General features: G+C 41.7%; 10 protein-coding genes. 8 read left to right on the top strand and 2 right to left on the bottom strand.

Annotated elements, in window-relative coordinates; all coding sequences use genetic code 11:
• Positions 1-172 precede the first annotated feature (172 nt).
• Both LEP1GSC192_RS09725 and LEP1GSC192_RS09720 read left to right on the top strand, forming a co-directional pair.
• Positions 173-1,207 carry an AraC family transcriptional regulator gene (locus LEP1GSC192_RS09725; RefSeq protein ID WP_020769891.1) on the top strand — a complete coding sequence of 345 codons (1,035 nt, stop codon included), beginning with the start codon at positions 173-175 and terminating at the stop codon, positions 1,205-1,207.
• Between the two features lie 209 nt (positions 1,208-1,416).
• Complete coding sequence (locus LEP1GSC192_RS09720) at positions 1,417-3,114, top strand: alpha/beta fold hydrolase (RefSeq protein ID WP_020769514.1); 1,698 nt, start codon at positions 1,417-1,419, stop codon at positions 3,112-3,114.
• Between the two features lie 47 nt (positions 3,115-3,161).
• On the opposite strand, the gene LEP1GSC192_RS09715 is transcribed toward LEP1GSC192_RS09720, so the two are convergent.
• Positions 3,162-3,776, bottom strand: coding sequence for a hypothetical protein (locus LEP1GSC192_RS09715; protein ID WP_020769753.1), 615 nt, complete (start codon positions 3,774-3,776; stop codon positions 3,162-3,164).
• A gap of 92 nt (positions 3,777-3,868) precedes the next feature.
• Entirely contained in the window at positions 3,869-4,186 is a 318-nt protein-coding gene (gene cutA, locus LEP1GSC192_RS09710) for a divalent-cation tolerance protein CutA (RefSeq protein WP_020769589.1), read from the bottom strand.
• 122 nt (positions 4,187-4,308) lie between these two features.
• On the opposite strand from cutA, the gene LEP1GSC192_RS09705 reads away from it, so the two are divergent.
• The 6 genes from LEP1GSC192_RS09705 to LEP1GSC192_RS09675 all read left to right on the top strand — a co-directional run bounded on the left by LEP1GSC192_RS09705 (position 4,309) and on the right by LEP1GSC192_RS09675 (position 11,273).
• The gene (locus tag LEP1GSC192_RS09705; protein ID WP_020769489.1) at positions 4,309-5,157 is read left to right on the top strand and encodes a patatin-like phospholipase family protein; all 849 of its coding nucleotides are present in this window, start codon (positions 4,309-4,311) and stop codon (positions 5,155-5,157) included.
• A gap of 540 nt (positions 5,158-5,697) precedes the next feature.
• The gene (locus LEP1GSC192_RS09695; protein ID WP_020769779.1) at positions 5,698-6,861 is read left to right on the top strand and encodes an acyl-CoA dehydrogenase family protein; all 1,164 of its coding nucleotides are present in this window, start codon (positions 5,698-5,700) and stop codon (positions 6,859-6,861) included.
• Between the two features lie 86 nt (positions 6,862-6,947).
• On the top strand, positions 6,948-8,372 hold the full coding sequence (gene trpE / locus LEP1GSC192_RS09690; protein WP_036089660.1) for an anthranilate synthase component I: 1,425 nt from the start codon (positions 6,948-6,950) through the stop codon (positions 8,370-8,372).
• Positions 8,369-8,947 carry an aminodeoxychorismate/anthranilate synthase component II gene (locus LEP1GSC192_RS09685; protein WP_020769863.1) on the top strand — a complete coding sequence of 193 codons (579 nt, stop codon included), beginning with the start codon at positions 8,369-8,371 and terminating at the stop codon, positions 8,945-8,947. The genes trpE and LEP1GSC192_RS09685 overlap by 4 nt, the downstream gene beginning before the upstream one ends.
• Positions 8,948-8,952: 5 nt before the next feature.
• Entirely contained in the window at positions 8,953-10,860 is a 1,908-nt protein-coding gene (locus LEP1GSC192_RS09680) for an ABC transporter ATP-binding protein (RefSeq protein ID WP_020769836.1), read from the top strand.
• Positions 10,857-11,273, top strand: coding sequence for a response regulator (locus LEP1GSC192_RS09675; RefSeq protein ID WP_020769706.1), 417 nt, complete (start codon positions 10,857-10,859; stop codon positions 11,271-11,273). Before LEP1GSC192_RS09680 ends, LEP1GSC192_RS09675 begins: the two co-directional genes overlap by 4 nt.
• Positions 11,274-11,585 lie beyond the last annotated feature (312 nt).

Genomic DNA, 11,585 nt, shown 5'->3' with positions numbered 1-11,585 from the left:
AGCCTTCTTTCCGGGAATTTAGACTAAAAACGGCCTAAGTTTTGGTTCTAAATACGATTTGCGGATTTCTATTCTAAACGTAAGAACTTGACAAGTAGAGGATAACATTTCATCCAATTAGTTCGTGGTCCCTCATTTCCATGAGATCGTATTCTTCGGAGTATTATTCTGTATGCTACTCTGCGTTGCATGCCTACTCCGCCCGGAAAAAACAGTCGGCTTAAAGATCTTATCTTTATTATCTTTTTGTGTTTCGATCCAATTCTTGTATGTGTATTTTCTTTTGAAGGGTATTTATTTCGAACCTTCGTTTTTAAATCATCTTCATATTCCATTCGCTTGGTTTTTAGGACCGGGAATGTATAGTCTATATTCTGTTACCGTGCGAGAGGAGAAGTTCACAGCCTTCGAACGGAGTTTTTACCTTCCGGGAATATTACTTCTTATCGTATTTCCTACCTTATATTTAGTTTTACCTCAAATCTTTTCAAGCCATCCTGTGGATTATTTCGAGAAGGGCTCCACTAGTTGGTCGGATATCCTTCTACTAGGCGCCTATTCCGCGAATTTACTATTTTATTCTTCTATCGTTTGGCAAACAAGAGCCGCATTCCGATTGGAAAGACTGAAAAAAGACGCCGGAGCAAGGATTCTACTGTTCGTTGTGATCGGAAGCGGAAGTGTAACTTCTATCCTGGTCATTTCTTATTTGATCAGAGATATTCATTTATTATTCATTTCTGTTCTAAGTACGGTGGTATATGCGGTTGCCGGTTATCTAGCGCAGATATATGCTCCGGAAGTTTTCAACGAGATGGGACCTTCTATGAGAGATGCTTATCGTAATTCCAGGTTAGAAGGTGTGGATACGACGGATCTGGAAAATCGTCTGGAAAGTTTGATGACAAAAGAAAAAATCTATCTGCAAGAAGATCTTTCTCTTTCCGCACTATCCAATCAGTTAGATATCAAACCATATCAACTTTCAGAATTTCTGAACCAAAGAAAAGGTACCAACTTTGCAAAGTTTGTAAACGGTTTCCGAGTTGCGGAAGCGGTCCGTATATTACAAAAAGAAGAAGGAGCCAATATCCTTTCCGTCGCTTACAGATCCGGTTTCAATTCCAAGGCGACCTTCAACCTTGCATTCAAATCTATACAAGGTGTTTCCCCTCGAGAATATCTGCGAAAATCCAAAGTCTCTTAATTTGAACGAACGTTTTCTTTCGAATTCGTTTAAATAAAAAATTAAGACCTTTTAATTTGTCCAAAATTCGAATCCAAGACGACCCTTACTGATAACTGTCTTATACTCCCTCTTCATAAAATTAGCTAAAAGTCAAAGACTGAAAAAGCGTATGGAGAATAGTGATGAGAAAAATATATCGAACGTTAGTTATGCAATTTTGCATACTGATGCTGATCGTGGGAGGATCTTTTTACTCTTGTAAAAGTGATTCTTCTCAAAATGCGGAAGCTGCTGCCCTCTTAGCTTCCCTGGATCCAAGCCTGGCTCAAGCTGTAGGAAACAAAAACGTTTCCGAGTTAGAAGATTCCAGCGGGGAGATCCAAAACGCTTTCGCGCAGGAGAGCGACGGAAGTTTCACTTTCGATAATACTATAAAGATAACTGCAAACGACGGAGTGGTATTAGAAGCTAGTCTTTTCGCACCTAATACACCTTCTCCAACAGGAAAATACCCTGCGGTAATTTTCGTAAACAGTTGGGCGTTGAATAAATACGAGTATCTGGTTCCCGCAGCCAAACTCGCTAAAAAAGGATACATCGTTCTCTCGTATAGCACCCGAGGTTTCGGAGCTTCCGGAGGACTCATTGATACTGCCGGTCCAAAAGACAGATCGGACCTGAGTAAAATTCTGGATTGGTTGCTTGCTAATACTCAATCAGATCCGGCAAATATCGGTATTTCTGGTATCTCTTACGGTGCTGGAATTTCTTTGGCAGGTGTGAGCACCGAACCTAGGATTAAGACTGCAGTTGCAATGAGCGGTTGGGGAAATCTCAAACGTTCTCTTTATGGTAACGATACTCCTCGATTGATCTGGGGACTGTTACTAGTCGCTTCCAGTTATATTACGGGAAGACCTGATCCGATCATCGCGGAGAATTTCGGAAAACTTTTACAACATAAGGATATCGATTTTGTGTCCGCATGGGCAGCAGATCGTTCTCCGGAAACTTTCGTAGGACAATTGAATGCTTCTGAAGGTAAATCGGTATTGATCTCTAATAATTTCGAGGACTTCTTATTCAACCCGAATGCGGTTTTGGATTATTATTCTAAGATCAGCGTTCCTAAAAAACTTTTAATGAACGAAGGGATCCATGCAAGCGCTGAGCTAACCGGCATTTTAGGTATCTCCGGTTTTGTATGGGATAACGCCTATGATTGGTTCGATTATTGGTTGAAAGGGATCAATAACGGGATCATGGACAAACCTCAGGTTACTTTCCAAAAACGTTTTGCAGGCCCTAGGATAACTCTTCCTTCTTGGCCTTCTCCTACCGTTTCCGATAAAACTTTTTATCTGAAACCTAGAGGTTTATTCACGAACGGTGAATTATCCACGAGCCAGAATACTACCGTTACAAACACAGGAATTCTTTCCGGAGCGGACACTCTCGCCAGCACCGGATTTCCCTTGCTTTCGGACATTCTCGCCGCACATGCTGAAATTCCTGTACAAACTAATTTAGGTTTTGTAAGCAGATTAAACGGCATCGTTTACCAATCTTCTACCTTAAACTCTACATTGAAGATCAGAGGTAAAATGTTCTGGAACGGAAGGATCTCCTCCAGCTTAGGAAAGGCTAACGTGAACGTTTACTTCTACGATGTAAACAAAAACGGCACCGCTACTTTGATCACTCATGGTACTGGAACCATTTTCGACGCGGGATGGTATGAAACAAAAAGTATGTCTATCGATCTAAATGCGGTAGCTTACGATGTTCCTGCAGGAAATAAGATCGCGATTGCAATCGACACTTTCGATTCTCAATACGCTGTGCCTACCGTGCTGATTTATGGTCTGGATGTGAAACATTCCAAAAGCCAACAATCCACATTAGTGATCCAATCGGAGAATTAATTTCGGAATTCCATTCCCTTTTAGACGGCGGGCTTTGCCCGCCTTTTTTATGCCTCTCTTTCCTTTCTCCACTGGATATAATCGGGCAATTCAACTAGTTCTATAAATCCTTCTTCTTCCGGATCGTCGGGAAGCATTCCAATCTCGTAATATCCTATTTCTTTAGTAAATGTATCTTCACCCAAAAGGGTCTCTAATAATAATCCGACTGCTTTTTTGAGATGAGGATTTGATTCTACATTCGGGAAATCCGGGAAACAGATCCGGACTCCGAAACTTTTAGGAAGATTTGTATTTTCTAACGGCAGAAACCAGGTCTCTTCCGAATCCAATTCCAGGCCTTCGTGAAAGATGACTGTACCTTTTTCTTGGTATTGATCTACGGAATATATATCCCAGCCTGAAATTTCAGGCGCGAGGTCGACAAATCTTTCGGCCTCCGCATATAGATCTTCGTCTCCTGCCGTTACAACGGTGAATTCGTGAGGACTCTCGTCCCCTCCACCGATCTCGAAAAAAAACTCGGAATTCACTTCCTGGAGTCGATCCATCAGATCGTCCAAAAGGCGATCTCTTTCTCTATCTTCCAAGTCGTCTAGTTTAGTGTAATACCGGCTGTTTTGGGAAAACCAGCTCCAAAACTTTTCCGCTTTTTCTTCCATTCATCCGCCTCAGTCACGAATCTGTCGGAATTTCACCAAGAGACCCTATAAAAATATCCGAATGTAGGAAAATATTGTTTAAAGGGAAAGAATTATTTTCTGATTTCCGAATCTATCCAACTCAAATACTTTTGGTTAGCCTCTTTGATTTCCCAGGAAACGATACATGGAACCGTGTAACTATGTAATTCCGAAATTCTTGCTACAACTTTTTCGGCCTCGGAATCTTTGGTTTTTAACAAAAGAACGGTTTCCTGCTCATGCTCCAACCTGCCATGCCATCTATAAACGGATTTCATCCCAGGGATCAAATTGGCGCAGGCGACCAGTCTTTCGTTCACTAAAGTTTCCGCAATTTCCAAAGCCTCTGTCTCGTTCTTTGTAGTGACGTAAAAAGTTCGATATCCCATATTATAATGATACTTCGGGAAACGAACTGTTTCAAGATGATTCTTATGAAATCGAAAAACGAAATCCTAAAAGTTTAGGTAAAATTCTGGACAAAGGTCCCCTCTAAATTAAGAAATTCGTAATGGCTTCCAAAAAATCGCCGAACCTTATTTTTAAAAAATCCTATGACGCACTGGTTTTGAATTCAGCGTTTTTCGGTTTTTACGCTCATTCAGGTTTTTCCCTCGGGCTAAAAGAAATCGGTTTTAAACCGGCTGCAATCACCGGTTCGAGCTCCGGAGCGTTGATCGGTTCCTTGGTCGCCTCAGGACTTCCTCCGGAAGAGATCACAAGATTCATTCTTACATTAAAAAAAAGCGATTTTTGGGACGGGAATATTTTCAGTCAATTCTTGAAACCGATCAGAAAAGGACTTAAAAATTATTCGGGCATTCTTTCGGGAAAAAAGATCAGGACATTATTGGAACCTTACTTAGGAGGTAAGGATATTTCGGAGATGCCCATTAAAATGGGGATCGCAGTTTCTAATCTTACGAAAGGGATCAGAGAATTAAAGACCGAAGGAAATATCATCGATATGATCATGGCCTCCATGACATTCCCTCTTCTTTTTGAAATTCCTAATCTACAAGGAGAAGAATTTCTAGACGGCGGTGTTGCAGACGCCGAACCGATTAAAGAATTCATTCTGGACCCTAGTATCAAAAGGATCGTAGTCCATGATATAGAGAACCGTAAACCTGTTTCGGATAAAGTGCTGATGAGAGCATTCGATTCTTGCGTGAGTGTGATCGCAAGCGAGACCAGAGATCTGAAAGAATTACTAGCCAAGAAGTACGGTAAAAAAATAATTAGAGTAGTGACCAATACTCCCTATCTTCATCCGAAAAAAATGGAAAACGGTAGATTGGCGTTAGAACTTGGAAGAAGGTCCGCTCATTTTATGAAGTCCCAGATTTTGGGGACTTAAAAGATTATAGCAGAAAAAATCCGCAGTTATTCGCAGAGTCCGGTTTAAAAGTGTAGAAGGTCCCTGTGGGAAAATATAGACCACTCGCGATAAAAATTCGAAAGTTTATATAAAATTTTACTAATTTAATATTCTTCTTTTTAGCGGACCGTATTTAAAGAGAAAAATTTCGAATCTCTTATACGGAATAAAATCAGTGAACCCATTCGGGTTGTAGAGGAAGGATTTTTTTGTTCTGTTATTCTTATTGGAAAGATAATTCCGATAAGAAGTCCGAAAGTCGATGCCGTCCTTTCGGCATTTATGCGATTTTACGATTTTTCTCACTTCTTCTAATCGAATCGTACGTTCTTGACTTGGTACCCTTCCGCTTAGAACCTGTTCCTTAGGGTTTTTTGTCGGGGATATTTTTATCCGGACCGGCTTACCGGACGGCTGTCCTATTATATCCTTTCGAAGATCTTTCGTCTTTTGAAAAGAATCACGATTCATACATCGTGCCCCCCGAAGAAACCCTCATTCCAATTAAGGTTAGTTATAATGGATTTCGCCCTTTCAGACGATCAAAAAGCGCTTAGAGGTCTTGCCAGAGATTTTGCAAAAAATGAGATCCGCCCAAAAGCGGAACATCACGATAAAACGGGAGAATACCCTCTTCAGATCTTGAAAAAGGCCTGGGAAATCGGCCTAATGAATATCCATATTCCGGAAAAATATAACGGAGCCGGAATGCCGGAATTGGATGATGTTATCATTGCAGAAGAATTATTTTGGGGTTGCTCCGCAATGGCGACTGCTATCCTTGCGAATAACCTTGCTCTCGCTCCCGTGCTCATCGGTGCAAGCGACGAGGTTTTGAAAAAATGGGTCCAACCAATGACCGAACAATTCCAACTCTGCGCGTATGCGGTGACCGAACCGGGAGCAGGTTCCGATGTTGCAGGTATCCGCACTACCGCAAGAAAAGTGGGAGACGAATACATCATTAATGGTTCCAAGATGTGGATCACAAACGCAGGTTATGCGGATTGGTTCTTCGTTCTTACTAAGACCGATCCTGCCGCAGGTCATAAAGGTATCACTGGATTTATAGTTAGTTCCAAAACCCCCGGTGTAGTAGTGGGTAAAAAAGAATTGAATATGGGACAAAGATGTTCCGACACCAGAGGGATCACTTTTGAAGAAGTGAAAGTACACAAAAGCCAAATGATCGGTAAAGAAGGTGACGGATTTAAGATCGCGATGGGAGCATTCGACCACACTCGCCCGGGTGTTGCGACGGGAGCAGTCGGCGTTGCAAGAGCTGCCATGGAACATGCATTAGAATATGCTAAAACTAGGACTGCATTCGGGAAACCTATTATAGAAAACCAAGCTATCTCGTTTATGATCGCAGAGATGGCGAGAGATATAGAAGCAGGAAGACTTCTTTGTCACCAAGCGGCCTGGTTGATAGATAACGGTTTCAGAAATACATACCAAGCTTCTATCGCGAAAGCGTTCTGCGCGGATGCATGTATGAGAATTACCACCGACGCAGTACAAGTATTAGGCGGTTACGGTTTTAACTCCGAATATCCGGTGGAAAAACTGATGAGAGACGCGAAAATTTTCCAAATTTACGAAGGTACTTCTCAAATCCAAAGATTGATCATCTCTCGTTACCTGACTGAAGGTAAAGGGATAGAAGGACCGAACCTCTGAAGGAATTTTCCTTAACATACGAAGAATTCCTGGAAAAAACAAAGTCCGGGAATTTGATCCCGGTTTTCAAACAGGTCTTCTTGGATTTGGAAACCCCGGTGTCTCTTTTTGCAAAATGGGGAGGCACCGAGGCCAAACATTCTTTTCTTCTAGAATCGGTAGAAGGTGGAGAGAATGTAGGTAGAAATTCCTTCTTAGGAAAAGATCCCTATCGACTACTGTACGGTAAGAACGGTCTATTCTACGTTTCCAAAAGAAAAGAACCGGAAACCGAGATCATCACTTACGATCCTTTATTCCTTTTGGAATATTCCATGGGAGACGATATTTACGTTCCGGATCATAGGCTTCCTTCTTTCCAAGGTGGAGCAGTAGGATTCCTTTCCTTTGCAGCTGTACGTTATTATGAAAATATCCCGGATACTAAACCGGAAGACGAACCTTCTCCCGATGTTTACTTCGCTTTATACGACGAGATACTGGTTGTAGATCATGTGGATCGCCTTTTAAGGATCGTTGTAAACGCACGTCTTTCAGAATACGAAGATCCCAAAGCTTGTTACGAAGCTACATTAGAAAGAATTGATGCAATCGAAAAAGAGATCCGAGAGGGAGAACTCCCAGGTTGGGTCAAGCATCCATTGGAATCCAAGGAGAAGTTGGAATACACTCCTAATATTCCGGACGAGGATTATAAAAAAGCGGTCCAAAAAGCGAAGGAATATATTTACGCGGGAGATATCTTCCAAGTCGTTCCTTCTAGAAAGTTGGAATTCCGACCGGGAGTTCCTCCTTTCCAAGTATATCGCGGATTAAGGACCGTTAATCCGAGTCCTTATATGTATTTCCTCAAATTGGACGATATTTCCTTAGTCGGATCTTCTCCTGAGATCATGGTAAAATGTAAGGATAGAAAAACGTACCTCCGACCGATCGCAGGTACAAGACCGAGAGGAGCCAATCCGGAAGCGGATAAACTTCTAGAAGAAAATCTTTTAGCGGATCCCAAAGAGATCGCAGAACATATCATGCTCGTTGATCTAGGAAGGAACGACCTAGGCAGGGTTTGTGAAGCGGGAAGTGTTCGAGTTGAAGACTTCAAAATTATAGAAAAATATTCCCACGTAATGCATATTGTGAGCCAGTGCTCGGGTATTTTGGAAGAAGGAAAATCCGTTTACGATCTTCTTAGAGCCACTCTTCCTGCTGGAACGGTTTCAGGAGCACCTAAGATTAGAGCTATGGAGATCATAGACGAATTAGAAAGAACCAGAAGAGGGATTTATTCCGGAGCCTTAGGTTATATTTCCTACCAAGGAGATACTGATATGGCGATAGTGATCCGCACGATCTCTTTTTACGGCGAAAAGGCATTCGTCCAAGCGGGGGGCGGAGTGGTGTATGATTCATCTCCTGAAGGCGAATTAGAAGAGACCAAAAATAAAATGGCCGCTTTACTTAGAGCTGTGGACTTTGCAAGAAACGGATTGAAAGGAGAATGGAATAGATGATCCTTCTCGTAGACAATTACGATTCTTTTACATATAATCTGTATCAGTATTTTTCGCAGATCGGCAACAAGGTAGAAGTTTTTCGCAACGATAAGATAGATCTAAACGAGATCAAAAGATTAGATCCGAAAGGGATCGTATTAAGTCCCGGCCCTGGACGTCCTGAAGACTCGAGAGTATGTATAGACATTTTAAAAGAACTGGCTGGACAACTTCCGATCTTAGGCGTATGTTTAGGTCACCAAGCTATAGGACTCGTCAATGGCGGAAAGATCGTAAACGCTCCGACTATCATGCACGGAAAAGTAAGTCTGATTGAACATGATGGTAAGGATATTTATAAATCATTACCATCACCTTTTTTAGCCACCAGATATCATTCTCTTGTGATCCAACCGGAAAGCCTTCCCGACGTATTGGAAGTCTCCTCCAAAACGGAAGACGGGATTATTATGGGAGTGCGTCATAAGACAAAACCTCATTTATACGGAGTGCAATTCCATCCGGAGTCTATCATGACCCAAAACGGATTGGAGCTGGTGAGAAATTTTTCTCGAATCGTGTCAGAAGCATAAATCAAATGAAAATTTTTTTCCGCTTAATGAGTTATTCAGTACGTTATAAGTACAGATTTTCATTAGGTATTGCATTCGCCCTTTTGACTGCGATCTTAAATGCAGTCTCTTTAACCTCGATCATTCCTCTTTTCGATACTATGGCAGCGGATCCGAATTCTCGCTTCCAATTCGAATTCACGGAAGCTGAACAGGAAATCATCGCAAAAGAAGAATCCAACTTAGAGATCCGTTTAAATCCTGTAGAAAGAGCCAAAAAAGTACTGATAGACGTTAAAAGATGGTCTAACGGACGCACCAAATACATGGAACCTAAGGAAGTGGTTTGGGCGGTTTGTCTTTTAATACTTCCTTTGTACGGGCTCAAGCTGCTCACGTATCTTGCTTCGGTGTATTGTCTTGCAACTGCCGGCTATTGGGCCGTTAGGGATATCCGACAGGAATTGTTCGAGAAAAACCAAATGCTCCCTCTCACCTTTTTCTTTAAGGAAAAAACGGGACTTTTGATGAGTAGGATTATCAACGATGTAGAAGTGGTAGCCGCCGTGATTTCTTCCAATTTCAGAGATGCTACGATCAACTTTTTCTACGTAATCACTCACCTCCTAGTATTACTTTATTTGAATACGGAACTTCTACTTATCGCATGCGGGATCGTACCTTTGATCATCCTCCCGGTAACCTTATTTACTAAAAAGATCACAAGATCAACGGAACGATTTCAAGAAAAGATGGCGGATCTGAACGCGAATCTACAAGAGATGATTTCCGGAATCAAAGTGATTCGTGTTTTTAACACGGAAAATTACGAGAAGGAAAAATTCCGAAAGATCAATCAGAACGTTTATCGTAGGAATTTTAAAGGGCAGTATTATCTTCAGATCGCTCCGAGCTTAGTCGAGTTGACTTCCTCATTAGTGGCTCTCGGTTTTTTTGCATTAGGTGCAAAGTATATTCTCGCAGGGAACGTAGGTACCCCATTCACTGTGGGGCAGTTCATGGTATTTCTTCTGACGCTACTTTTCCTTCTTCGTCCTTTAACACAATTATCGCAGATGGTGGGAAAAATTTCGCAAGCAATCATCGCGGGCAAAAGGATATTCGAGATCATCGATCTGGAAACGGAAGATCATAGCGAAGAAGAAAAAGTAAAAGTAGAAAGAGTTACTAACTCGATCCAGTTTAAAGGTATAAACTTCGCTTATCCTGGAACGAATGCAGAAGTATTGAAAGATATTAACTTAAATGTGAAAGTGGGCGAAACGATCGCAATTGTAGGTGCAAGCGGTTGTGGAAAATCCACATTAATGGACTTAATTCCTAGATTCTTTGATCCGAGTGTAGGGTCGATCGAGTTCGATGGACAAAATATTAAGGATCTTTCTCTTGCCGATCTACGCAATAAGATCGGGATCGTGACCCAAGACATTTTTCTATTCCACGGAAAAGTGGCGGATAATATCGCGTATGGAAAACCGGGAGCGAGCAGGAAAGATGTAATCCGAGCTGCGAGGCTTGCTCACGCCCATGACTTTATCAAACAAATGGATAATGGATACGATAGTATCCTGGGAGTGAGAGGTTTAAATCTTTCAGGCGGTCAGAGACAAAGGCTTGTGATAGCAAGAGCCCTATTAAGAGATCCCGAGATCATGATCTTGGATGAGGCCACTTCCGCATTAGACGCAGAATCCGAAAGATTAGTAAGCGATGCATTCCGTAGATTATTCGCAAACCGTACTACTTTCGTGATCGCTCATCGACTTTCTACAATCAAGGATATCCCTCGTATACTTGTTATGGACAACGGAAGGATTGTAGAGGAAGGAAATCATAATTCTCTAATGGAGAAAAACGGTCTTTATCGTAAACTTACAGACAATCAATACGCCGGAGTGGGGATGCTACCTTGAAACCATTAGTTCTCGTAGTGGACGACAATGATCGTTATGCGAATAATCTCAAAACCTACCTCCAAGCAAACGGATGCGACGTACTTCGAGCTATAGATGCTTCGCAAGGTTGGGATCTTTATCTCGCAAATAAACATAAACTCAAAGCTGTCATCACCGACATCACAATGGAAACCCAGACCTCCGGTCTTTGGATGATCCGTAGGATCTACCAAGATGGATTCGAAGGAATTAAAGTGATCGCTACTACCGGATTCGACGTATCCGGAGTAATGGCGATAAGTAAATATTTCCTTCCTTGGTTTGCAGGAGTGGAATATATGGTGCCAAAAGTCCCATTAAAAAAAGGAGAAGTCATACTCCTACCGACAAGCGGAGTATTCTCGGATTTTTTAAGCAAACTGAAATCCTAAACCCAAAGATTATATATTCTATTTTTATTATATTCTAGAACAGAAACGACTCAGGCTTTCCGGTCCGGAATATATAGACCCGACCGGAAGATTCCGGATCCCATAACCTCCCCCGTAAAAACACATTGATCCCATTCTTAAATCCGGATCCGACGGCTCCGGTTTCCAACGGGTATTTTTTCCAAACCTGACCCGAAACCGAGGCTTCTCATCAATCGATACAGGAAGGAACCGCAATAAGATCCGCACCTCATAATGCTTTATATTTTATTAATATTATGTAAGCATACGTTCATTTTAATGAAATATATT

It is taken from the genome of Leptospira sp. B5-022 (genome assembly GCF_000347035.1).
In the GTDB taxonomy this organism is placed as follows: Bacteria; Spirochaetota; Leptospiria; order Leptospirales; family Leptospiraceae; genus Leptospira_B; species Leptospira_B cinconiae.
The sequence above is the reverse complement of the archived record's forward strand: the minus strand, read 5'-3'. Positions and strand labels throughout refer to the sequence as shown.

Excerpts from the sequence above, each read along its gene's own strand:
- LEP1GSC192_RS09720 (WP_020769514.1), top strand. The coding sequence starts at position 1,417 with ATGCTGATCGTGGGAGGATCTTTTTACTCTTGTAAAAGTGATTCTTCT.
- LEP1GSC192_RS09680 (WP_020769836.1), top strand. The coding sequence starts at position 8,953 with ATGAAAATTTTTTTCCGCTTAATGAGTTATTCAGTACGTTATAAGTAC.
- LEP1GSC192_RS09705 (WP_020769489.1), top strand. The coding sequence starts at position 4,309 with ATGGCTTCCAAAAAATCGCCGAACCTTATTTTTAAAAAATCCTATGAC.
- LEP1GSC192_RS09695 (WP_020769779.1), top strand. The coding sequence starts at position 5,698 with ATGGATTTCGCCCTTTCAGACGATCAAAAAGCGCTTAGAGGTCTTGCC.
- LEP1GSC192_RS09685 (WP_020769863.1), top strand. The coding sequence starts at position 8,369 with ATGATCCTTCTCGTAGACAATTACGATTCTTTTACATATAATCTGTAT.
- cutA (WP_020769589.1), bottom strand. The coding sequence starts at position 4,186 with ATGGGATATCGAACTTTTTACGTCACTACAAAGAACGAGACAGAGGCT.
- LEP1GSC192_RS09715 (WP_020769753.1), bottom strand. The coding sequence starts at position 3,776 with ATGGAAGAAAAAGCGGAAAAGTTTTGGAGCTGGTTTTCCCAAAACAGC.
- LEP1GSC192_RS09725 (WP_020769891.1), top strand. The coding sequence starts at position 173 with ATGCTACTCTGCGTTGCATGCCTACTCCGCCCGGAAAAAACAGTCGGC.